This window comes from Acinetobacter seifertii (assembly GCF_000368065.1).
GTDB classification, from domain to species: domain Bacteria; phylum Pseudomonadota; class Gammaproteobacteria; order Pseudomonadales; family Moraxellaceae; genus Acinetobacter; species Acinetobacter seifertii.
Window position 1 is genome coordinate 1,521,264 of the sequence record NZ_KB851200.1, and the last position, 22,786, is coordinate 1,544,049.

Here is a 22,786-nt window from a genome sequence, read left to right on the forward strand (position 1 = left end):
TTTATTAAGAACAAACCTTAAAAATAGAATACAAACCAATCAATCAACTTTTATTTTTTAAAAAACACAGATCAAATGATTATTTTTTAGTTCACTTTTAAATTCATTATTTTCATTAAACAACTGAATTTATTATTGAGTTTACCTATATAACTTTCAACACCATTAAAACAATTAAATTTATCAATAAAAAACAACAATATAAAATTATCATTTGTTAAATAAGTCTTTGAATTATTCTATTATTTCCTATTTTTATATCATCAAAAATTTCATTTGTATTCTTTATATAAAAATTAAAAAAATAGAGATAAATTAGAAAAACTTAATAGATTTTTTATTTTTTTCATGATATTTATTAGCACTGAATAAAAGCAATGACTAAATGATTGTTGTCGAAACAAAATGATATTCAGGGATGCTTTTTATTCAGACAAGTTACGAATATGTTTTATATGGTATGTATTTTGCTTAGGACAAGCAGGCGTATTCGGCAAACTTCTACTTCGTCACTTCATAAGGATATTTTCGATGTTGACTAAAACTGTTAAATCTTTCGGTTTAGCTATGGGCTTATTGGCCTGCTCTCTCCCACTTTACGCAAAAAACAATGTTGTTGTCGTTGCTACTGGCGGTACAATCGCTGGTGCTGGTGCTAGCTCAGCAAATAGTGCAACTTACACAGCAGCAAAAGTTCCAGTTGATGCTCTAATCAATGCAGTTCCACAAATCAAAGATTTGGCAAATGTAAGCGGTATTCAAGCATTACAGATCGCTTCTGAAAGTATTACTGACAAGGAATTATTACAAATTGCTCGTCAAGTAAATGAACTTGTTAAGAAGCCATCTGTGAATGGTGTCGTAATTACTCATGGTACAGATACTTTAGAAGAAACAGCATTTTTCTTAAATCTTGTTGTTCATACTGACAAACCAATCGTTGTTGTTGGTTCAATGCGACCTTCAACTGCACTTTCAGCAGATGGACCACTTAACCTTTATAGCGCAGTTGCTTTAGCAGCTTCTGACGAAGCAAAAAATAAAGGCGTTATGGTTCTTATGAACGACTCTATTTTTGCTGCACGTGATGTAACTAAAGGCATTAACATTCATACAAATGCTTTTGTTAGCCAATGGGGCGCTTTAGGTACATTAGTTGAAGGTAAACCATACTGGTTCAGACAGTCTGTTAAACGTTTTACAAATGCTTCAGAATTTGGTGGTGTTTCAAAAAGTATGCTGACATTAAATGAAGCCATTATTGATGTAAAAAAAGGTTAAGTCGAAAGCTTTAAAATGGTTTTCAATCTTTTTTGAAAAATTACAACTCCTTCTAAAACCACGCCTAATTCGATGCCTTATTTTGCAATTATTACCTTCAATACCTACAGTAAAAAATTTACCAATACTTTGCTTGCAGTTTTTAAAAGCAGTTATGAAACTGTCCCAATGATCACTTGCAATTCGGGTGTAGTGAATACCTAATTGTTTAAGCTTTGTTTTCAATCGTTGAACTGTAGCTAAGTCTCTTTTACCCCAAACATAAGCAACAATCTCACCTGTTTCTCGATGGTAGGCGTAAATAAGCCATTGTTTATTATTTTTATTTCCCACAAAAGTCCAAAACTCATCAACTTCAAGAGACTCATAATGACTTTGTTTAGGCTGAATTTGGTAGGTCGATTCGGTTAAAGTACGTAAAACTTTACCGATACTGATTCGCTCAACTTCAGCGATATCTCGTATACCACTACCTCTGACCATCAACTGTAATATTTTTCGAGTAATGCCTGAATTACATCCTAGATAGCTCAGAGCATGGTCACCAATAAACTGACGTTTACAGTCTTTGCACTGATAGTTTTGTTTCCCATCTACTTTGATGCCATTTTTCTTTATACTGTCACTGAGGCAGGTTGGACATTTGATTTCTAGAGTTATTCGCATTTCTCTATTTTATCAAAATTCAACCTGCTTTGTTTCAGCATACTTTTTGAAACACCACCCAGAATTTAATATTGAAAATATTAAAGGTGATGCACTTCCAATGGTACAAATCGTTTACGGTTCAGACTCTATGCTTCCTGATGCTTATGAAGCATATGCAAAAGCTGGCGCTAAAGCGATTATCCATGCGGGTACAGGTAACGGTTCTGTTGCGAACTATATCGTTCCAACTTTACAAAAACTTCATGATAAAGACGGTATTCAAATTATCCGTTCATCACGTGTACCACAAGGTTTCGTATTACGTAATGCTGAACAACCTGACGATAAATATGGTTGGGTAGCTGCTCATGACTTAAACCCACAAAAAGCACGTCTTCTTGCAGCTTTAGCTCTTACTAAGACGAATGATGCTAAAGAAATTCAACGTATGTTCTGGCAGTACTAAGTTTTTCAACCAGTCCAAATCAGTTTGGGCTGGTTCTTTTCTTATCTTGTATTTTCACTCGATAAAATAACTAAAATCTTTGATCAATCTTTCATTTTAATATTCTAAACATTTGCTTAAATACTAAAATCCTAAACAGTTTGCCAAAATATTAAGCATTTCCTTTGAACTTTGCATGCTAAACTATGCTGCGGTCGTATTAAGGATTGGTTTATGCAGTTTGTTCATCTCGGTATTTATACAGAATTTTCGATTACAGAGTCGATTGTTCGCATACCCGACTTGGTCAAGGCTGCTGTAAAGGATGAAATGCCTGCACTGGCTCTTACAGACTTATCTAACCTTCACGCTGCCGTAAAGTTTTATAACTCTTGCCTTAAAAAAGGTATTAAACCTATTTTAGGTAGTACCATACGTCTTAATGATGCTCAGCATCGTGTAACTTTACTTGCAATGAGTAATGTTGGCTGGAAAAGCCTGACCGAAATCGTTTCACGCGGTTTTATTGAAGGTCAACAACTCAGTATCCCTTGTGTACAAAAAGAATGGGTACTTGAACAGCATCAAGATATTATTGTTCTGTTAGGTCAACACAGTGATGTTGGTCAAATGCTTTGCTCATCTAACCCACAAAAAGCTGAACCTTTACTTGAAGAGTGGATTGAAAAGTTTGGTAATCGTGTTTATCTTGCTTTAACACGTACGGATCGTCCTGGTGAAGAAGACTTTATTCAAGAAGCAGCAAAACTTGCTGCCAAATATAATGTTGGTGTAGTGGCACATAATGATGTGCACTTTGTAGAAAAAGAAGATTTTGAGGCACATGAAGCACGTGTTTGTATTGCTGATGGTTATGTATTAGCAGATGATCGTCGTCCACGCTTATATAGTCCTGAACAGCATTTTAAAACTTCCGATGAAATGATCGAATTGTTTTCTGATATCCCAAGTGCTATCGAAAACACCTACAATATTGCAAAACGCTGTAATGTTAGCCTACAACTTGGTACCTACTTTTTACCTGATTACCCAATTCCAGATGGATTTACCATCGACACTTACTTTGAGCATTTGTCAAAAGTAGGTTTAGAAGAACGCTTAGATTATCTGTATCCTGTTGAAAAACGTGGTGAAGACTGGCCAGAAATTCGTAAACCTTATGATGAACGAATTGATTATGAAGTTGGAATTATCCTTAAGATGGGATTCCCTGGTTACTTCTTGATCGTAATGGACTTCATTCAGTGGGCTAAAAATAATGGCGTTCCTGTTGGGCCTGGCCGTGGTTCAGGTGCAGGTTCATTAGTAGCCTATAGCTTAAAAATTACTGACCTAGACCCACTTCGTTATGACTTGCTCTTCGAACGTTTCTTAAACCCAGAACGTGTATCGATGCCCGACTTTGACGTCGATTTCTGTATTGCTGGTCGTGACCGTGTTATCGATTATGTATCACGTACCTATGGTCGTGAAGCAGTTTCGCAAATTGCAACTTTCGGTACAATGGCTGCAAAAGGTGCGATTCGTGACGTTGCACGTGTTTTAGGTAAATCTTACGGTTTAGCTGATCGTATTTCAAAAATGGTGCCGACTAAGCCACTTGGTGTAGATTTGGCAACTGCTATTGAGATGGAACCTCAGCTTAAAGATATTGTCACTAACCCATCTAACCCAGATAATGATGATGCCAGTGAAATCTGGGAAATGGCATTAAAATTAGAAGGTATCACTCGAAATACCGGTAAACATGCCGGTGGTGTTGTTATTGCACCCGGTAAGATTACCGATTTCTCTGCTGTACTATGTGATGAAGATGGAACCAGCCGTGTCGCACAATACGATAAAGACGATGTAGAAGCTGCTGGTCTGGTAAAATTTGACTTCTTGGGTTTACGTAACTTAACCGTTATTGAAGATGCTATTCAAAATATTAATAAAAATCGCGATAGCAATGACCCTCTAAATATATCTCACGTCCCACTCGACGACGCTAAAGCATATTCTGTGTTTGCTGATGCAAATACAACAGCGGTATTCCAGTTTGAATCCGTCGGCATGAAACGGATGCTTAAAGAGGCACGTCCAAGCAAATTCGAAGAAATTATTGCGTTCGTATCTTTGTATCGTCCGGGCCCAATGGATCTGATTCCTGACTTTATTCACCGTATGCATGGTGGAGATTTTGAATATCTTCATCCTTTGCTTGAAGGTGTACTAGAGCCAACCTACGGGATTATGGTTTATCAGGAACAGGTAATGCAAACTGCACAGATTTGTGCGGGTTATACGCTCGGTGGCGCTGACTTACTTCGCCGTGCAATGGGTAAAAAGAAACCTGAAGAAATGGTAAAACAACGCCAAATCTTCCTTGAAGGTGCTGGACAAAAAGGTATTGATGAAAGCACCGCCAACCATATCTTTGACTATATGGAAAAGTTCGCGGGCTATGGTTTCAACAAATCACATGCGGCTGCTTATGCTCTTGTTGCATACCATACAGCATGGTTAAAAGCTCATTACCCTGCCGAATTTATGGCAGCGGTAATGTCATCGGAAATGCAGAACACTGACAGCGTCGTATTTTTGATTGATGACTGTCGAAATAATGGACTCGAAGTTCTACCTCCGTCAGTTAACATGTCGACTTATCATTTCCATGCCAGTGATGATAAAACCATCGTTTATGGTTTAGGTGCAATTAAAGGTGTTGGTGAACAGGCAATGCAGTCTGTTATTGACTCACGCCGTCAACAAGGGCCGTATACAGACCTATTCGACTTCTGCCACCGTATTGATTTGAAAAAAATCAATAAACGAACCTTAGAAGCGCTTATCCGTGCTGGTGCACTAGATTGTTTAGGTATTGAACGTTCTAGTTTAATGGCTCAACTGCCAGAAGCAGTACAAGCAGCCGAACAAGCACGTAGTAACCGTGAAAGCGGCATTATGGACTTATTTGGTGAAGTTGAAGAAGTTCAGCGTAAACCCGCTAAGCCAGTTAAACCATGGAGTGATGAAGTTCGTCTTAAAGGCGAAAAAGATACGCTTGGTTTGTATTTAACAGGTCACCCTATTGATGTTTACCGTCAAGAACTCAAAGCGTTTATTCCAGCAAAACTTAATGAAATTACTGCGACTCGTCGTGGTGTAACAACTGTTTATGCGGGTCTGGTTCTGGATGTAGCCAACTTCCCAAATCGCGTGGTTATTGTGCTCGACGATGGTACAGCACGTATTGAAGTCAGTTGTAATCATGAACGCTTCCAACGCTTTAAAGATATCATACAAGTTGAACATGTAGTTGTCTTTGAAGGCGAGATTTATGAGCGTGAAGGCTTTGATCGTCCAATGGGCCGTTTAAATAAAGCCTTTAACTTAAATGAAATTAGACAAAAACGTGCCAATAGCATTCAAATTAAGTTAACCAATGATTTAATGCAACCAAGTTTGGCAAAAGATCTACAAAATATCTTATTGCCTTATTGCAATGTTGATATGCATCAGCATATTGCACTAAATTTACACCTTGACCAACCATATGCTCAGGCTGAGCTTCAACTTGGCCCACAATGGAAAGTCGCTCCTTTAGATGAACTTCTAGCCAAGCTAAGAGATTACTTTGGTAAAGATAATATTCATGTTGAATATCAGGTAAAATCTAAGGCAGCTAAAGCAGCAGACCCTGTTCGTCCGCAACCTGTTGCCTCACCTCCTGTGGACATGACTATTGATGATGCATTGGATTCATACCAAAGCGAAGTTTCTCAATATTCGTAATTTCTGGAAATCTTATGAGTTTGTTTGACGACACCGCTGTGTCAAAACAATTAGCACAAATGCGTATTGTGATGGTCAATACCACTTTACCTGCTAATATTGGCAGTGCTTTACGCGCAATGAAAACAATGGGCTTGAGTAAGTTGGTTCTTGTTTCACCAAAGACCTATCCACATCCAGATATTCAAGCGCTTGCTGCTGGTGCACAAGATTTATTAGAACAAGTCGAAATTGTTGAAACGCTCGAAGACGCCATTAAAGACTGCCATTTAGTTTTTGGAACAAGTGCCCGAAGTCGTACTATTCCATGGCCATTGCTTGATGTACGCCCTGCGTCAAAAGAAGCAATTAAGGCTGCTTCGCAAGGCCAACAAATTGCAATTGTTTTTGGACGTGAAGACCGCGGCTTAACCAATGAAGAATTAGCTTTGGCAAACTATCACCTTACTATTCCTGTAAATTCGGATTATGGTGTACTGAACGTTGCCCAAGCGATTCAAGTTGTATGTTATGAACTTCGCATGTCGGTATTAGAACAAAAAGAACTTGTTTCTGATGACGGACAAATGCCACTTGCACAAGGTCAAAGCATGCAGTGGGATGAGCCTTTAGTCACTCAGCAGCAAATGGAAGAGTTTTATCCTCATTTGGAAAAAATGCTGACTGAAATTGAATTTTTAGATCCAGAAAATCCACGTTTATTACCTTTACGCTTGCGTCGTTTATTTGGTCGTATACAATTAGATCGTATGGAATATCATTTACTTCGCGGTATTTTTAGTCGAGTTCAAGCCCTCACAAGCGGCAAATGGAAAAAAGCATCATCGGACAAGGAGGATCAATCCAATGCTTAAACAGCTTAAAGAAGATATACAGGCTGTCTTCGCGCGAGATCCTGCTGCACGAAATACGCTCGAAGTACTTACCAATTATCCCGGTATTCATGCCCTAGTGTTGCATAGACTTGCACATGAACTTTGGAAAAAAGATTGCAAAGGGACTGCCCGCTTTGTATCAACATTTAGTCGTTTTGCAACAGGAATTGAGATTCACCCTGGTGCAAAGATCGGCAAACGTTTTTTTATCGATCATGGTATGGGTGTTGTGATTGGTGAAACTGCCGAAATTGGTGATGACGTTACGCTATATCATGGAGTTACCCTAGGCGGTACGACATGGAAAAAAGGTAAACGTCACCCAACTCTAGAAGATGGTGTAGTCGTTGGTGCTGGTGCAAAAATTTTAGGACCTTTTACAGTTGGTAAAGGCGCTAAAGTGGGTTCAAATGCTGTGGTGACAAAAGCTGTTCCAGCTGGTGTAACAGCCGTTGGTAATCCTGCGCGCTATATTTATAAAGATGCCGATAAAACCAAAGATCAAGATGAAGCACGCCGCCGTGATTATGCTCAGAGTATTGGTTTTGCCCCGTATGCGACCACTGCTGATCAATCTGATCCGATTTTAGAAGGGATGCGAGTTTTACTTGATCGTATTCAACACAACGAAACACGTATGAATAATTTGTGTCAACGCTTATCCGAACTTGACCCAACTTTCAAAAAAGAAAGCCAAGATGAACAACCTTTTAGCGATGAAGAGCTAAAAATTCTTGAAGAAGTTCGTCGTGAATGCGGTGCGCAAAACAAGACATCAAAAACGTAATATTCTTGATTCATAATGTAACACGCTTACCCTTGCATGTCGGTTTAGGTTTTCCTAGACTTAGCTGTACCAAATCTGACTTTACTAAAATGAACGGAAGATCCTATGAATTTAAAGCCATTGGCGTATTTACTCCTTGCAACTTCTAGTTTAACAGCGTGTACAATGGCGCCTGTAAAAGAACAAAAAAATGAACCTTTTGTTTTCAAGGAACCTGACCTTACTCCTCCATTTTATGCTTTAAACCCATTCAATTATGATGCTCCGCCAGCATTTGAAGTTGCTTTAAAAGATGCTGCTGCTCAGCCTGTAACGAAAATGGTGGTCACTCGTCAGGATGATCCAACTAAATCGCTTACTTTAGATACAAATAAACTGATTGTACCTACAATTAATAGTTCACAACGTTCAGTGAAGTACGCAGTTTTAGCTGGCGATAACGAAATTGATGTGACAGAAATTGACGACTTCTTACAGCTTGTAGAAGGTAAAGCTCGTCATTACCCGCCTCGCTTTACAGACCGTCAAGAACGTAAAGGTTTTGAAAGCAAACTTAAAGAAGTGACACAGCGCTTAGATACTTTAGCTGCTAATCCAAATGCTTCATTTGATATTTTAATTCGAGCATTCAAAGCAAGCGTACTTGCACGTAATTTAGATTTAGGTACTGTCCACACTACTAAATCTTTAGAATATGCTCAAAGACTTTTAAAAATTAGCCCAGACGATCCGGAAACGAATTTCTGGTTTGGTTTTGGTTTATCTGAAGGTGGTGGTCAGCGTGAAGCCATTCCATATTTAGACAAAGCCATTAAAGGCAATGTTCAAGAAGCATATTTAGCCGCTGCAAATAACTATATTGCAATGGAACAAAAGAAAAATGCGATTCAGACTTTAAAAAATTATAAGGTTAAATACCCTGATGAAGCTGAAGTAGCTGACCGTTTAATTCAAGAAATTGAAAAACAAGGTCGTTGGAATGTATGGCAAGTTTTAACAAACCCAGCTATGACACCAGCTACCCCAGCTCAACCTGCAAAAAAATAAGTTTAAACTTTAAAAAAGGGCTGATTTGACAGCCCTTTTTTATATTTGATCAATTGAAAAAAACTTTAAAATTTGTATGATCGGCATATTACTGATCCACATATTTGACCATAATGTTTGTTAGAAAAAGAAATTCAGCGCTCTTCACGGTCATAATCCTCGGTTCAATTCTCGGTGGATGTCAGGTCGTCAATGTTAAGCAGCAAGCTCTCAACGTTACTATTGCAAATGAACGTAATAGTATTCTTACGCAAGATAAACTGAGTGAAGCAAGTCTTAACGTTTTGTCTATGTCAGGGCAAGAAGCCAAAACCTGTACAGACTCCCCTGACACCTGTGTAAATCAACTCAAAAACCTTCCTCAAATTTTAGACGAACAGCTTTTATCTACTGCGAGCGAAATGTATCTCGCAAAAGCGATGGCTTTATCAGATTCTTCCGAGTGTAAAATTAGTCGATTCACTAAACACAAAGCGACTGATGAACAAAAAGCGATTCAGAATAAATATGACGATTGCTTAGACCAACAATTAACCTTTCTCGATAAGAGCATTCGTTATAGCTATGCCTATCTGTTTTCAACAAAACGTCAGCCGACCGATCGTATTTTTGATAACAGACAAGTTCAAATACGCGACTTTTATAATCAAGCCATTGCCAAAATGGTCAGTGTTTATGATTTGAGATACCCACAAAAAAATGTGGTAGAGCCGCAAATTCATATTGGCAAGAGTGTTTATTCAATTGACTTTGAGTTTCATAGACAATTATCAGGTCAAAAATTAGAGAAATTAATTTCAAGCTATAACTTAAATTTCTCGGGTTTAAGAACAATTAACCGTCGTGATGGTTTCGGTTCTGAGTTTGTCGCCGTTTTTCCGAGCTCAGGAAAAGAAGATATTAATGAATATATTTTAGATCCACTTAATTACAGCTATAAAAATGGTGTGAATCCGAATATTCACCATGCACGTTATTTAGCTGCAACGATCGTGGCTGAGCCTAAAAATGCCAAAACTGTTCAAGACATTATAAATAACCCAGAATTTGTAATTCGAGTTTATGATCCTTATCGCACCGATAATATTAATGTCGCAGGTAAGCAATACCCTCTAGCTGCGAACTTCTCTGCACCTTATGGTTTATGGTTAGCTGAAAATAACTTAGGCGTAGCGGCTTATTTAAGCCTGATTGATCGTGATCAGCATTTAACCATGCCGCATTTATATATGCTCGAACCTTATAATCCAAACAAAAAAATTATTGTGTTGGTACATGGTTTAGCAAGTAGCCCCGAGGCATGGATTGCTCTTACTAACGATGTGATGGGCGATACAGTTTTAAGAGATAACTATCAGGTTTGGCAAGTTTTCTACTCGACCAATATGCCAATCTTAGAAAGTCGATTCCAAATTTATGCACTATTAAAACAAGCGTTCGGTTCGTTAAACCCAAGTGACCCTGCTGCACATGATGCCGTGCTTGTGGGACATAGTATGGGAGGTATTATTAGCCGTTTACTGGTCAGTGATGGTGATATTACTCAACCAGCTTTGAAGCTAATGACTGTACGTCAACAGAACCGCTTCAAAAAACATCCTATGGTGACTGAACGATTGCAAATGCATTCAATTGCTAACTTTGATCGCGCAATTTTCTTAGCATCACCTCACAGAGGTACAGATTACGCTGATCGATGGTTTACGTTAGCTGCTCGTAAAATTATTCGTTTGCCGGGAGCTTTTTTATCTGCTGTAACAACATCGCTAACCACTGAAAATTTAGATGTTAAAGATTTCTTGAATAACATTGATAATGGTCTGATTCAAAATGGACCAAGTGACTTAAGCCATCAATCTAAATTTATGGAACTCACGGAAAATATTAATCCACATCAAGGATTAGTCTTCCACTCAATTATGGGTAACATTACCAAGAGTGATGATCCAAATGTGATTACCGATGGTATTGTTCCTTATAAGAGTGCTCACTTAGAGGGTGCAAAGTCTGAGAAAGTACTTCCGGGTGGACACTCTATTCAGTTAACACCACAAGCTGTATTAGAGCTACGTCGGATTTTACGAGAGCATTTAGTTGAACACGGTTTATATAAACCATGAAAATAAAAAAGAGCCAAAGGTAATCCTTTGGCTCTTTCGTTTGGGAACTAAATTTTACTGCCCAGAGCGAATGATGTAATCAAACGCAGAGAGTGATGCTTTAGCACCATCACCTGTAGCAATAATAATTTGCTTGTAAGGCACAGTGGTACAGTCACCCGCAGCAAATACACCTTGTACATTGGTTTCGTTGCGGTCATTCACAATGATCTCACCACGGTTGGTTAACTCAACCTCACTGTCTTTCAAGAAGTCAGTGTTTGGTAATAAACCAATCTGTACAAAGATCCCTGCAAGCTCGACTACATGCTCTTCATCAGTGGCACGGTCTTTATATTTAAGACCAGTCACTTGTGAGCCGTCACCTAACACTTCTGTACTTAAGGCATTCATAATTACAGTGGTGTTCGGCAAGCTATGAAGTTTGTTTTGCAAAACTTGGTCAGCACGAAGTTTGGTATCGAACTCAACTAAAGTCACATGTTCAACAATCCCAGCAAGGTCAATTGCAGCTTCAACACCTGAGTTACCGCCACCAATCACCGCAACACGTTTGCCTTTGAACAATGGACCATCACAGTGTGGACAGTATGCGACACCACGGGTACGGTATTCAGCTTCACCCGGTACATTCATTTCTCTCCAACGTGCACCTGTTGAAAGGATGACGGTTTTCGATTCAAGTTTGGCACCGTTTTCAAGTTCAACTTCAACCAAGCCATTTGCTGTTTGGTTGGCACCCGTGATTTTGCTAACACGTTGTAGGTTCATGATATCGACATCGTATTCACGAACGTGTGCTTCCATCTCGGCAGCAAACTTAGGACCTTGAGTCTTTTGCACAGACGTGAAGTTTTCAATGTCCATGGTATCCATCACCTGACCACCAAAGCGTTCAGCTACGATACCAGTGTTAATACCTTTACGTGCTGCATAGATGGCTGCTGTTGCACCCGCAGGCCCACCACCAATCACCAATACATCAAAAGCATCTTTAGCATTGAGTGTTGCTGCATCTTTTTCAGCTGAGTTGGTGTCAAGTTTTGCCACAATTTCTTCAAGGGTCATACGACCTTGGCCAATGTGCTCATTGTCTTGGAACACCATTGGTACAGCCATGATTCTGCGTTGTTCAACTTCATCTTGGAAGAATGAACCGTCAATCATGGTTGCTGTAGTGTTCGGATTGTAAATGGCAATCAGGTTGAGCGCCTGTACCACGTCCGGACAGTTATGACAGCTTAAGGATACAAACACATCAAAGTTAGCTTTGAGGTTTAAACCTTTAATCTGGTTCAGCACTTCATCAGAAACCTTCGGTGCATAACCAGACACCTGTAACAGTGCCAAGATCAAAGACGTAAACTCATGGCCCATTGGTAAGCCTGCAAAGAACACGCGAGGCTGTTCACCTGCTTTAGCCACACCAAAGCTTGGACGGCGTGTATTGTTGCCATCAAAACGGGCAGTTACGTTGTCAGAAAGCTCAGCGATTTCTGTCACTAACTCTTTAATTTGAGCAGCTTTATCTGATTCATCTAAAGCAGCCACTAATTCGATTGGACTTTCTAAACGTTCTAAGTAAGCTTTTAATTGAGTTTTAATATTTTGATCTAACATCTGTTTTTACTCCAATGCATCCAAATTCTTTCAATAGATGCATAGTACGTGAAAACACAAAATAGGTAAAACAGTATGTTTTTATAGATTTAATCGGTTTTTTAGATTTTATTATTTTCATTCAAAAAAAACCAACCTGAACTTATCCCAGCGCAGATCGGCAAACTGGTTAAACTAAAGTAACACCACACCAAATACAGCCCCAGCAATTAAGACATGCAAGGGATGCACTTTTTTAATTAAAGATAATAAAGTTGCAATAACTACCATAATAATAAGTAAAGTATTTATGGCAGCTGCCTCAGAAATAATCCACGCACTGGCAAGTACAGTTCCCACAGTGACAGGTTGTAGAGCAAGCTGTAAAACACGGCGCCATTTTTTGTCTTTGAACTTAGACCAGCCTCTCATTACAAATACCGTAATAAGAGATGAAGGTAGAAATTTAGCGGTAGAGGCCACAAGTAAACCTGACAGCCCTGCTACATGCCATCCCACCAATGGTACAATCATCATGTTCGGACCGGGAGCTGCTTGAGCCATAGCAAACAAAGCACTAAATTCTTGTGCAGTCATCCAATGATGAATATCAACCACTTGACGCTGCATTTCGGGCAAAATCGTGTTTCCGCCACCAAAAGCTATAAGAGACAACTGAGTAAAAATGATCGCTAAAGCAAGTAGAACTGCGCCCATTACACACGTCTCCAAATAATAGATGAATAAAGTGCCAATAAAATCAACATAGTCAAAAGCAAAGAAATTTTTAGAAAAGCAATACTGATAATTGCAGCCACGACAACACACATCGCTATCGGGTTACGTAATAATGGTTTCAACATTTTTAAGCCAGTTGCTACCAGAAGCCCTGCTGCTGCTGCTCCTAACCCTTCAAAAAGATGCTTAACCATAAGGTTGTCTTGGAACTGCTCATAAACATAATGTAAAAGTACAACAATAACAGTAGGTGCAAGGATCAGACCAATGAGCGAGCTCACTGCACCACGAACACCCCGAAATTCCATACCAATCGCAACCGAGAGATTAATGATGTTGCCCCCTGGTAAGAATTGACACAGACCAAGTAACTCAGTGAATTTTTCAGGACTTAACCATTGTCTCTGCTCTACAATGACTTTTCTTGCTAAAGGTAAAACACCACCAAATCCAATTAAACCTAATGTTAAAAAACCTAAAAATAACTCTGTGCAGGTGGGTACACTCTCCTTCCGCACGGCAATCTCAACATGGTTCATTTTCGTTACTTTTCACTTTATCTGACCAAGATAGAATGATACTTTTGTGATATATCTACAAATGCTTTTATTTTCACTAAGCATACCCTAAAGGTATTTCTATGCTCGATTTACATAAGCTTCACGCCTTTGTAGTAGTGGTTGAAGAAAGAAATATTACGCATGCAGCAAATCGATTGTTTATTCAACAGCCGCCTCTAACGCGTTTACTCAAAAAACTTGAAGAAGAACTTGGTACACAATTATTTATTCGTCAACCGCGCGGGATTGAACCAACTGAGGCAGGTCTAGCTTTATTTAAAGAAGCACAGCTTTTATTAGAGCATGCTAAACATATACCCCAACTCGTCCAAGATGTTAGCCAAGGCAAAACTGGACAACTCAATATTGGTTTTACAAGTTCCGCAGGTTTACATCCGCTTATTTCGCTGGTATTGCGCTCATATCGTGAAATGTACCCAGCTGTACAGACTAAACTTGAAGAAGCAGGCAGCCAAAAGCAATTAGATTGGTTAATTTCGGAAAAGCTTGATATTGCTTTTTTAAGAGCGCCGATTAGTCGTGATATTGGTTTGAAACATCTGCATATATTAGATGAATCAATGGTAGTAGCATTGCCTATAGATCATCCACTTACAAAAAGAGAGAAAATTAGTTTAGTTGACTTATGTGATGAGAATTTTGTTTTATACCGTCGTTCTTCAGGACAAGGCTTATATGACAAGATTTTATATAGTTGCTATCAAGCAGGTTTTAGTCCGCGCATTGTTCAGGAAGCACCTCGACCTACCGCAACATTAAATTTAGTCGCTGCTGGAATTGGTATAACGATTGTGCCAGCTTCAATGCATAACTTTTGGGAACATGGAATTGTATATCGAGAATTTGATGATTCAATAAAACTGAATGCGCCTATTTACTTGATTACACGAGAAAATGAAAACTCGGCTAAAGTTTCAAACTTTATTGAACTTATGCAAAAACTTTTGCCCACAATCACCTGAGTGTAAAAACTAAGCAATAAAAAGTGCTCCAAATGAAGCACTTTTTCATGAAACTGTTTATTTTTGATTTACTCGTTTTGACAGCTCTTCTGCCGATTCTTTGCGCTCAGAATAGCGATCTGTCAAATATTCTTTTTGCCCACGCGTTAATAATGTGAACTTATACAGTTCCTCCATTACATCAACAATTCGATCATAGTAAGAAGAGGGTTTCATACTGCCATCTTCCTCAAACTCCAAAAATGCTTTTGCGACAGATGACTGATTTGGGATGGTAATCATACGCATCCAACGACCTAAAATACGCATTTGATTGACTGCATTAAAAGATTGCGAACCACCACTGACTTGCATGACTGCTAGGGTTTTACCCTGAGTTGCACGGATTGCTCCAGCTGCTAAAGGAATCCAGTCAATTTGAGCTTTTAAAATTGAACTCATCGCACCATGACGTTCAGGCGAACACCACACCATGCCTTCTGCCCAAGCTAATAGTGTATGTAATTCTTGGACTTTAGGATGATCTGTTCCTGCATCCTCAGGCAAAGGTAAACCTTTAGGATGAAAGATTTTGACTTCAGCACCTAAATATTCAAGGATTTGGCCAGCGGTCAGCACAGCAAAACGGCTATAAGAGCGTTCACGATTAGAACCATATAGCAATAAAATGCGAGGTGGATGCTCAAGCTGCTGCGCTTGAACTTGCTCAAATGCAGGCTTATCTAGAAGATCTAATGCTACATTTGATAAATCATTATTAGGACTGTTCATGTAAGAAATACTTTTTCTTGAGCCAAAGAGAAACGGTAACGAGTGAAATTAAAACTGGCACTTCAACCAACGGCCCAATCACTGTGGTAAATGCCACAGGTGATGCCAAACCAAAGGTTGCAATAGCTACAGCCAATGCCAACTCAAAGTTATTACCTGCCGCGGTAAATGAAATAGCAGTAGTACGTGGGTAGTTATTCCCCATCCGTTTACTCATAAAGAAGCTAATGAAGAACATTACGACAAAGTAAATTGTAAGTGGAATCGCAATACGTAATACATCTAAAGGTAAGCTCACTACATCCCCACCTTTTAGACTAAACATCGCCACAATAGTAAAAAGTAAAGCAATTAAACTAAACGGGCTGATCTTTGGTAAAAATTTACTTTGATACCATTCCAACCCTTTCGACTTGACTAAAATCAAACGCGTCAAGAATCCCATTAAAAATGGAATACCTAAGTACACCAAAACCGCGTGTGTAATCGTCCAGAAATTCACATCAATGACTTGCCCTGCCACACCAAAATACGGCGGCAAAAAGGTCAAAAATAGCCAAGCATACGTACTGAAAAATAAGATTTGGAAAATACTGTTAAAAGCAACCAACGCTGCAACATATTGGTTATCTCCACAAGCCAAGCCATTCCAAACCAGAACCATTGCAATACAACGTGCTAAGCCTATCAAAATAAGGCCCGTCATATACTCTGGATAGTTATGTAAGAAAATAATGGCAAGGATAAACATTAAAACTGGAGCAATAATCCAGTTTTGTACCAATGATAGAGTTAAAGTTTTCTTATCTTTAAATACTTCTGGTAACGCAGCGTAATCAACCTTCGCCAACGGTGGATACATCATCAAAATTAAGCCGATTGCGATCGGGATATTAACGTTATCTACACTTAATTCATTCAAAGACACAGATGCCTGAGGAAAGAAAACTCCAATGGCTAAACCTAAAGCCATTGCAATGAAAATCCATAGCGTCAGGTTTCGATCTAAAAATGAAAGCCCTTGTCTGGTCATGTTCTACTCGAAGAAAGAATTGATTAATTTTGTTCAATACACAAATGATTGATACACCTATGCTAGAAATCCGAATTTTTAAGACAGAAATCTAGAAAGATTAATCGCAGCACGTTGTAGTGATGAAAAGCTGATCTTGTTGTTTTATTCTTGTCTCACTCTCGTCATTTTCTATCACCTTTAAAATATCTAAAGCCCATACAGGTAAATCAGGATTTAAGCTGTAATAGACCCACTGACCTTTTCTTTCATCCAGTAATACGCCATGAGTTCTTAATAAGGCCAAGTGCCGAGAAATTTTGGGTTGGCTCAACTCAAGCTGCTCTGTTAGCTCACAAACACAAATATTTTGTTTATTTAGAACTAATTTAAGAATATTTAACCGAGTTTGGTCAGATAGACATTTAAAGAAATCGACTTGGTTGATCATATCTACAACAAAATATATTCGTTATTGCAAATATACGGATATCCATATATAAATGCAATATCTTAATTTGAAGATCAATTTATCATGAGCGATAAAGTAAAAATCTATCATAACCCTGCTTGCGGAACCTCACGCAATACATTGGCGCTTATTCGTCATGCAGGACTTGAGCCTATTGTTATTGAATATTTGCAAACACCACCAAGTAAAGATCAATTGATTCAACTCATTAAGGATTCAAACTTAACTGTACGTGAAGCAATTCGTAAAAATGTCGATCCCTACAAAGATTTAGAATTAGAACAAAACCATTGGACCGAGGAGCAGTTAATTGCTTTTATGGTTCAGCATCCAATTTTAATTAATCGCCCATTTGTGGTTACACCAAAAGGCACACGACTTTGCCGTCCTTCTGAAATCGTGCTCGACATTTTAGATTCAAAAAACTTAGGCTATTTTGCAAAAGAAGATGGTGAAGTGATTATTGATGAACAAGGTCGTCGTATAAAATAATTGAAGATACTTATTAATATAAAAAGCTAAATGGCACGACACCATTTAGCTTTTTTGAATGAAACGGATTAAAAATAGGACTTAATAAAAGGAAGAAGTTGCTCTCCTATCACCATGCCCAATAATCCGACTAATGCAACAAGAGGTGGAGCTGGTGACTTAACATTTAAAACGTAATATAAGACACCAACAAGCAACCCTACAGCCAAAGATAACAAGTACATTTTCATCGTACATACCTTAGAGAATCCAGCCATTTAATCAGCAGGTTCCCATACTGTTTTATTTAAAATGCGAAACACGAGCACCCTAGTGCGCCCCAGAAAGATTTTTTGTCCTTATCATTTACAGGAACATCAAGCATCCAAGCGTGGCTGTGTCCATGCATGCCACAGCTGCTAGTACATGCACACAATGCACTTTGTGACTGTAATGATTGATTCGACGGTGCATTACGATTTTCAGATAAACGCCACTGACCACCAAAGCGTTTTACCGGCGACCATGTTGGAGATGCTGGCGGCAACGGCGGATCGTCTTGCTTAAACTCAGCCCCTGCATATACCACTTTTCCACCTAAAACAGTGAGTACAGACTCAATCCACTGGATATCTTCTGCTTCAACTTTGAAGTAGTCATCAGACAACACAACTAAGTCGGCAAGTTCTCCTGCCGTGAGTGAACCTTTGACATCTTTTTCACCTGAGAACCAAGCCGAACCTTTAGTCCAGAGTTTGAGTGCAGTCTGACGGTCTAATAGATTTTTTTCATCATAGAGTGGCAAACCACCCACTGTTTTACCTGTAGTCAGCCAATACAAACACACCCAAGGGTTATAGGATGCAACTCGAGTCGCATCTGTCCCCGCACCGACAGGAACACCAAGTTCTAACATTTTCTTAACTGGTGGCGTTGCCTGAGCGGCTTCGGCACCATAACGTTTTACGAAAATCTCACCTTGATATGCCATACGGTGCTGAATGGCGATACCACCACCCAACGCACCAATACGTTCAATATTACGCTCAGATACGGTTTCGGCGTGATCAATAATAAATCGAGTTGCGAATGGCTGTTTTGAATTGACGCGCTCAAATACATTGAGCAAACGATTAATGCTTTCATCGTAAGTTGCATGAATACGGAATGGCCATTTCTTTTCAGCCAAGTGTTCTACGATGGCTTCGAGTTCACCTTCCATTTTTTCTGGTAAATCTGGACGTGGTTCATAGAAATCTTCGAAGTCACCCGCTGACCAAGTCAGGTTCTCACCTGCTCCATTCATTCTAAATAACTCATCACCATCACCCGGAAATGTCATTTCTGTCCAACGGCGATAGTCATCAAGCTCTTGGCCTGCCTTCTGAGCAAATAGATTATAAGCAATTCGCACTGTCATTTGATTTTGATCGTGTAATTGCTTAATCACATCATAATCTTCAGGGTAGTTTTGACCACCACCACCTGCATCAATTGCCGAAGTAATGCCTAATCGATTTAGTTCGCGCATGAAATGACGAGTTGAATTGACTTGATCTTCAACTGGCAATTTTGGTGCTTTCCCTAAGGTTGAATACAAAATCATAGCGGATGGAGTTGCGAGCAACAGACCTGTTGGTTCACCCTTTGCATCTCGTACAATTTTGCCTCCAGGTGGATCTGGAGTGTCTTTATTAAAGCCTAATACATCAAGCGCTGCCCGGTTCAACAAAGCACTGGCATATAAATGTAAAACAAAGACAGGAGTATCTGGTGCAGCTTTATTAATTTCTTCTAAAGTTGGTAACCGCTTTTCGGCAAACTGGAACTCAGTCCAACCACCAACCACACGTACCCATTGTGGAGCTGGCGTATTATCTGCTTGTTCTTTAAGTAATCGTAGAGCATCCGCAACGGATGGCACACCTTCCCAGCGCAATTCCATATTGTAATTTAGGCCACCACGAATAATATGCAGATGACTGTCATTTAGACCCGGTATAACGCGACGACCATTTAAGTCTACGACTTTGCTTGTAGGAGTTGCGAGCTTCATAACCTCATCATTTGTACCCGTACGTACGACTTTACCATCTGCAATCGCAATTGCTTGTACTTCGGGATTCTGAGGATCTAGTGTTGTGATTTTACCGTTTATGAGTATGAGGTTTATTTCGGTCATTCTGAACTCCATTCTTGTGAATTATCGTTCTAAAAAATAAAGGCATGTCTGTATTAATATCACTTAAATATTGAATACTAGACATACCTTTACCTAAATCAGTACTGTTTTATTTTGCAGGAACTGGTGCAAGTACTTCGTGTTTTGAAGTTGTACGTTCAGGTGCCTTATGTACCATTGTATAAGCATAATCAACGCCCATACCATAAGCACCAGAATGCTCGCGTACAATTGCCATAACTGCATCATACGTATCACGGTGTGCCCAATCACGTTGCCATTCAAGTAAGACTTGCTGCCAAGTTACCGGAACAACACCTGCTTGAATCATGCGTTGCATAGAATAATCGTGTGCTTCTTTCGATGTGCCACCCGAAGCATCCGCGACCATATAAATTTCATAATCGCCTTCAAGCATGGCACCAAAAGCAAAAGTGTTATTGCACACCTCAGTCCATAAGCCTGAAACAATCACTTTTTTACGATTATTTTTTGCAAGAGAATCACGTACTTTTTGATCATCCCATGAGTTCATAGAAGTACGTTCTAGTAATGGAGCATCTGGAAATACATCTAAAAGTTCTGGATAGGTATGACCAGAGAAGCTTTCAGTTTCAACCGTAGTAATGGTGACAGGAATATTGAATGTTTTAGCTGCTTTGGCTAACCCTACAGTATTATTCTTTAATACTTGGCGATCTATTGACTGTACCCCAAAAGCCATCTGTGGCTGATGATCAATAAAAATAACCTGACAATTCGTTGGTGATAATTGTTCTAAAAGTGATTTATTCATGAATAACTCCGTTATTACTGATAAGTTTTGTGTTTAAGTAAAAAATCTAATGTTTATTATCAAAACAGATAAAAATGTAAAAAAATAGACAGTAAATCAGCTCGAATCTGTATGCTGTACGAATACAATAAAATCAATGATTGCTTTTTAATTTTTATAGTTTAATCATTGATATATATTTTTTTAACTTTTGCTTATCCATGGATCGATTAGACTGTATTTCCACTTTTGTAAGTGTCGTAGAGCATGGGAATTTTAGTAGCGCAGCCAGAGCACTCGACATCTCTCGTGACTTAGTAGCCAAACGTGTTTGCTACCTCGAAAATGACCTGAAAACCACACTGTTAACCAGAACAACAAGACAGATGAATCTCACCTCTTGTGGGGAAAAATTTTATCAACATAGTAAAGTCATTTTAAGTGAGTTTGAATGGGCTGCTTATGAAATTAGTTACAATCAACAGTACCCTGAAGGCGAACTTAAGCTCAATACCCCCATGTCTTTTAGCAATATTTTTCTTCAACATATTATTTCAGACTTTATAGAGAAATATCCCAGTATCAAAATTGATTTATTCATGACTGATCAGCTATTAGACACGAATAATAATAAATTTGATTTAACCATTCGTGTAGATGGCTCGCCTCCAAACTTAGCAAATAGTAAAATATTAAATACCTATCAACGATATTTATATGCAACACCTGAATATTTTAATCAGCATGGCCTGCCAACCTCTTTAGAAGAACTTAAAGAACATAAATTTCTGATTTACTATCAAGATAGCCGACATAAAAAATTGATTTTCCAAAAAGATCAAAAAGAAGTGTCCTTTAATTGCTTCCCTGTGATGACCTGTAATAATGGGGAATTATTATTAGATATGTGCTTGAAAGATCACGGTATCGTTTTTCTTCCAGAGTTTATTGCAGAGCCTTATTACAAAGAAGGCAAATTACAGAAATGTTTGGAGGACTACACCAGTCAGCCGCTTCACTTATATGCCACATGGCCAAACCGTAAGATTTTATCGAAGAAGGTCAAACTATTTATTGATTTTCTAACGCGTCAAATCGTTCCTGTAAAATAACCAATCTGGGCCTTTTCCATAGGAATTGGCCCGTTATTTTTTAGTTATTTTAAATAGTTTCAATTTTTTTATTTTTAAATAAATTTAATAAATTTTGATCTGCTGTTGCTGTGTGGTCTTCTTCAACAAATGCCGTCGCGTAGTGTTCTAAATGCTCTTCCATCAATTGAGTTGCTCGCTTTTCATCGCCTTGTTCAATCGCATCTAAAATTGCACGATGTTCATCTGCTGAACAATTATTATGTTTGGAAATTTCATATAACCCAATTAATAACGAAGTCCTTGCAATAAGCGTCTGCAAATAACTGCTCATAATTGTATTTTGATTTGCTTCAATCAGTTTTAAATGAAATTGCCCTGATAGCTTAATCCACTCAGCCCAATTGCCAGCTAAACGCTCATGAGACTCTTGATCTACTAAACCTCGAAGCTCACTAAAATCTAGGCTATGCGACTTTTGAGCTAGCTTTTTTACAGTAGCGATTTCAAGCATGCTGCGTGCTTCAAAGACCTCTTTTGTTTCATGAGCACTATGTTTTGCGATGAGTGCTCCACGATTGGGCTGAATTTCGATGACCTTATCATGGGCAAGTTTGACAAAAACACGTCTTAACACTCCTCGCGTTACACCAAATGCTTCACACAAAGGTGCTTCAACTAAACGTGCGCCAGGGGCAAGTTGTCGATTTAAAATAGCATCTACAATAGCGTTATATATATGGTCATCAATTTCATCATTACTCATTTCTACGGCTTTTTTTGGTGCATTCGATGGCATTGATTTCTCCATTTTTATTGATGCCCCCTTTTTTTAGAACTTTATCTATTTTGAATAGTGTAAGTTTAACTTAAGCATTTGGAAATATTTCTCTAACTTTCACAACATCTATACTGAGCTGAACAATTCGATATTAAATCTCTAAATATCCACTTATACACCTAAATTTACTTACTTTTTATAAAAAATTAAGCACTTCTCATTTTCTAAATTTATCTCTTCATATCCAAAATCCATACCAGTTTTAATGACTCATAAATGCTACTTCCTAAATTTGGCATAACTTTTGCTCAATTGAAATTGTGCACAATTTAAATATCACATTGTACACA

At 38.6% G+C, this 22,786-nt stretch carries 19 protein-coding genes and 2 pseudogenes; 10 read left to right on the forward strand and 11 right to left on the reverse strand.

The features are described 5' to 3' along the window. Nucleotides 1-531: 531 nt before the first annotated feature. Nucleotides 532-1,218, forward strand: a pseudogene (locus tag F985_RS14640) (L-asparaginase); the annotation flags it as partial. A gap of 27 nt (nt 1,219-1,245) precedes the next feature. On the opposite strand, the gene F985_RS14645 reads toward F985_RS14640, so the two are convergent. Further along, the gene (locus tag F985_RS14645) at nt 1,246-1,947 is read right to left on the reverse strand and encodes an IS1-like element ISPa14 family transposase (protein WP_001223318.1); all 702 of its coding nucleotides are present in this window, start codon (nt 1,945-1,947) and stop codon (nt 1,246-1,248) included. Nucleotides 1,948-2,008: 61 nt separating this feature from the next. Here F985_RS14645 and F985_RS14650 point away from each other — a divergent pair. The 6 genes and pseudogenes from F985_RS14650 to F985_RS14675 form a co-directional block, all read left to right on the forward strand. After that, nucleotides 2,009-2,395: pseudogene (locus tag F985_RS14650) on the forward strand (L-asparaginase); the annotation flags it as partial. A 213-nt stretch (nt 2,396-2,608) separates the two neighbouring features. Then, nucleotides 2,609-6,172: a DNA polymerase III subunit alpha gene (gene dnaE / locus F985_RS14655; protein ID WP_004702195.1), complete on the forward strand. Its 3,564-nt coding sequence runs from the start codon at nt 2,609-2,611 to the stop codon at nt 6,170-6,172. Nucleotides 6,173-6,186: 14 nt separating this feature from the next. Further along, nucleotides 6,187-7,026, forward strand: a complete 840-nt coding sequence (locus F985_RS14660; protein ID WP_004702197.1) for an RNA methyltransferase — start codon at nt 6,187-6,189, stop codon at nt 7,024-7,026. Then, entirely contained in the window at nt 7,019-7,834 is an 816-nt protein-coding gene (gene cysE / locus F985_RS14665; RefSeq protein WP_004702199.1) for a serine O-acetyltransferase, read from the forward strand. Before F985_RS14660 ends, cysE begins: the two co-directional genes overlap by 8 nt. Before the next feature lie 105 nt (nt 7,835-7,939). Further along, the gene (locus F985_RS14670) at nt 7,940-8,881 is read left to right on the forward strand and encodes an ABUW_2363 family tetratricopeptide repeat lipoprotein (RefSeq protein WP_004702201.1); all 942 of its coding nucleotides are present in this window, start codon (nt 7,940-7,942) and stop codon (nt 8,879-8,881) included. A gap of 113 nt (nt 8,882-8,994) precedes the next feature. Further along, the gene (locus tag F985_RS14675) at nt 8,995-11,001 is read left to right on the forward strand and encodes an esterase/lipase family protein (RefSeq protein ID WP_004702202.1); all 2,007 of its coding nucleotides are present in this window, start codon (nt 8,995-8,997) and stop codon (nt 10,999-11,001) included. A 54-nt stretch (nt 11,002-11,055) separates the two neighbouring features. On the opposite strand, the gene ahpF is transcribed toward F985_RS14675, so the two are convergent. From ahpF to F985_RS14690, 3 genes are all read right to left on the reverse strand, one after another. After that, nucleotides 11,056-12,621 carry an alkyl hydroperoxide reductase subunit F gene (gene ahpF / locus F985_RS14680; RefSeq protein ID WP_004702204.1) on the reverse strand — a complete coding sequence of 522 codons (1,566 nt, stop codon included), beginning with the start codon at nt 12,619-12,621 and terminating at the stop codon, nt 11,056-11,058. Between the two features lie 174 nt (nt 12,622-12,795). After that, nucleotides 12,796-13,317: a chromate transporter gene (locus F985_RS14685; RefSeq protein WP_004702206.1), complete on the reverse strand. Its 522-nt coding sequence runs from the start codon at nt 13,315-13,317 to the stop codon at nt 12,796-12,798. After that, nucleotides 13,317-13,877 (reverse strand): chromate transporter, encoded by a 561-nt coding sequence (locus tag F985_RS14690; RefSeq protein WP_004702209.1) that lies wholly within the window; start codon nt 13,875-13,877, stop codon nt 13,317-13,319. The genes F985_RS14685 and F985_RS14690 overlap by 1 nt, the downstream gene beginning before the upstream one ends. Before the next feature lie 101 nt (nt 13,878-13,978). Here F985_RS14690 and F985_RS14695 point away from each other — a divergent pair, with 101 nt between their 5' ends. Beyond that, nucleotides 13,979-14,881, forward strand: coding sequence for a LysR family transcriptional regulator (locus tag F985_RS14695; protein WP_004702210.1), 903 nt, complete (start codon nt 13,979-13,981; stop codon nt 14,879-14,881). Between the two features lie 57 nt (nt 14,882-14,938). Here the strand turns inward: F985_RS14695 and arsH are convergent, their stop codons facing one another. From arsH to F985_RS14710, 3 genes are all read right to left on the reverse strand, one after another. Continuing rightward, nucleotides 14,939-15,652, reverse strand: coding sequence for an arsenical resistance protein ArsH (arsH, locus tag F985_RS14700; RefSeq protein WP_004702212.1), 714 nt, complete (start codon nt 15,650-15,652; stop codon nt 14,939-14,941). Next, nucleotides 15,639-16,685 carry an ACR3 family arsenite efflux transporter gene (gene arsB, locus F985_RS14705; protein WP_004702214.1) on the reverse strand — a complete coding sequence of 349 codons (1,047 nt, stop codon included), beginning with the start codon at nt 16,683-16,685 and terminating at the stop codon, nt 15,639-15,641. The genes arsH and arsB overlap by 14 nt, the downstream gene beginning before the upstream one ends. A gap of 100 nt (nt 16,686-16,785) precedes the next feature. Beyond that, complete coding sequence (locus tag F985_RS14710; protein WP_004702217.1) at nt 16,786-17,115, reverse strand: ArsR/SmtB family transcription factor; 330 nt, start codon at nt 17,113-17,115, stop codon at nt 16,786-16,788. An 84-nt stretch (nt 17,116-17,199) separates the two neighbouring features. Here F985_RS14710 and arsC point away from each other — a divergent pair, with 84 nt between their 5' ends. Then, the gene (gene arsC, locus F985_RS14715) at nt 17,200-17,628 is read left to right on the forward strand and encodes an arsenate reductase (glutaredoxin) (RefSeq protein WP_004702219.1); all 429 of its coding nucleotides are present in this window, start codon (nt 17,200-17,202) and stop codon (nt 17,626-17,628) included. A 68-nt stretch (nt 17,629-17,696) separates the two neighbouring features. Here arsC and F985_RS14720 read toward each other — a convergent pair whose 3' ends face one another. The 3 genes from F985_RS14720 to F985_RS14730 all read right to left on the reverse strand — a co-directional run bounded on the left by F985_RS14720 (nt 17,697) and on the right by F985_RS14730 (nt 20,585). Continuing rightward, nucleotides 17,697-17,858 carry a DUF1427 family protein gene (locus F985_RS14720; RefSeq protein WP_000784879.1) on the reverse strand — a complete coding sequence of 54 codons (162 nt, stop codon included), beginning with the start codon at nt 17,856-17,858 and terminating at the stop codon, nt 17,697-17,699. 56 nt (nt 17,859-17,914) lie between these two features. Continuing rightward, a complete protein-coding gene (locus F985_RS14725; RefSeq protein ID WP_004702221.1) occupies nt 17,915-19,789 on the reverse strand; it encodes an amidohydrolase in 1,875 nt (624 codons plus the stop codon). Between the two features lie 109 nt (nt 19,790-19,898). After that, nucleotides 19,899-20,585 (reverse strand): hydrolase, encoded by a 687-nt coding sequence (locus F985_RS14730; protein WP_003651277.1) that lies wholly within the window; start codon nt 20,583-20,585, stop codon nt 19,899-19,901. 200 nt (nt 20,586-20,785) lie between these two features. On the opposite strand from F985_RS14730, the gene F985_RS14735 reads away from it, so the two are divergent. Beyond that, nucleotides 20,786-21,676 carry a LysR family transcriptional regulator gene (locus tag F985_RS14735; protein ID WP_004702226.1) on the forward strand — a complete coding sequence of 297 codons (891 nt, stop codon included), beginning with the start codon at nt 20,786-20,788 and terminating at the stop codon, nt 21,674-21,676. 49 nt (nt 21,677-21,725) lie between these two features. Here F985_RS14735 and F985_RS14740 read toward each other — a convergent pair whose 3' ends face one another. Continuing rightward, entirely contained in the window at nt 21,726-22,466 is a 741-nt protein-coding gene (locus F985_RS14740; RefSeq protein ID WP_081401298.1) for a GntR family transcriptional regulator, read from the reverse strand. Nucleotides 22,467-22,786: the final 320 nt, after the last annotated feature.

What these genes read in the sequence shown, in the direction of transcription:
- F985_RS14685 (WP_004702206.1), bottom strand. Translation starts at nt 13,317, where the DNA reads ATGGGCGCAGTTCTACTTGCTTTAGCGATCATTTTTACTCAGTTGTCT.
- F985_RS14735 (WP_004702226.1), top strand. Translation starts at nt 20,786, where the DNA reads ATGGATCGATTAGACTGTATTTCCACTTTTGTAAGTGTCGTAGAGCAT.
- F985_RS14670 (WP_004702201.1), top strand. Translation starts at nt 7,940, where the DNA reads ATGAATTTAAAGCCATTGGCGTATTTACTCCTTGCAACTTCTAGTTTA.
- cysE (WP_004702199.1), top strand. Translation starts at nt 7,019, where the DNA reads ATGCTTAAACAGCTTAAAGAAGATATACAGGCTGTCTTCGCGCGAGAT.
- F985_RS14740 (WP_081401298.1), bottom strand. Translation starts at nt 22,466, where the DNA reads ATGGAGAAATCAATGCCATCGAATGCACCAAAAAAAGCCGTAGAAATG.
- arsB (WP_004702214.1), bottom strand. Translation starts at nt 16,685, where the DNA reads ATGACCAGACAAGGGCTTTCATTTTTAGATCGAAACCTGACGCTATGG.
- F985_RS14660 (WP_004702197.1), top strand. Translation starts at nt 6,187, where the DNA reads ATGAGTTTGTTTGACGACACCGCTGTGTCAAAACAATTAGCACAAATG.
- F985_RS14725 (WP_004702221.1), bottom strand. Translation starts at nt 19,789, where the DNA reads ATGACCGAAATAAACCTCATACTCATAAACGGTAAAATCACAACACTA.
- F985_RS14710 (WP_004702217.1), bottom strand. Translation starts at nt 17,115, where the DNA reads ATGATCAACCAAGTCGATTTCTTTAAATGTCTATCTGACCAAACTCGG.
- F985_RS14720 (WP_000784879.1), bottom strand. Translation starts at nt 17,858, where the DNA reads ATGAAAATGTACTTGTTATCTTTGGCTGTAGGGTTGCTTGTTGGTGTC.
- dnaE (WP_004702195.1), top strand. Translation starts at nt 2,609, where the DNA reads ATGCAGTTTGTTCATCTCGGTATTTATACAGAATTTTCGATTACAGAG.
- arsC (WP_004702219.1), top strand. Translation starts at nt 17,200, where the DNA reads ATGAGCGATAAAGTAAAAATCTATCATAACCCTGCTTGCGGAACCTCA.
- F985_RS14675 (WP_004702202.1), top strand. Translation starts at nt 8,995, where the DNA reads ATGTTTGTTAGAAAAAGAAATTCAGCGCTCTTCACGGTCATAATCCTC.
- ahpF (WP_004702204.1), bottom strand. Translation starts at nt 12,621, where the DNA reads ATGTTAGATCAAAATATTAAAACTCAATTAAAAGCTTACTTAGAACGT.
- F985_RS14645 (WP_001223318.1), bottom strand. Translation starts at nt 1,947, where the DNA reads ATGCGAATAACTCTAGAAATCAAATGTCCAACCTGCCTCAGTGACAGT.
- F985_RS14690 (WP_004702209.1), bottom strand. Translation starts at nt 13,877, where the DNA reads ATGAACCATGTTGAGATTGCCGTGCGGAAGGAGAGTGTACCCACCTGC.
- arsH (WP_004702212.1), bottom strand. Translation starts at nt 15,652, where the DNA reads ATGAACAGTCCTAATAATGATTTATCAAATGTAGCATTAGATCTTCTA.
- F985_RS14730 (WP_003651277.1), bottom strand. Translation starts at nt 20,585, where the DNA reads ATGAATAAATCACTTTTAGAACAATTATCACCAACGAATTGTCAGGTT.
- F985_RS14695 (WP_004702210.1), top strand. Translation starts at nt 13,979, where the DNA reads ATGCTCGATTTACATAAGCTTCACGCCTTTGTAGTAGTGGTTGAAGAA.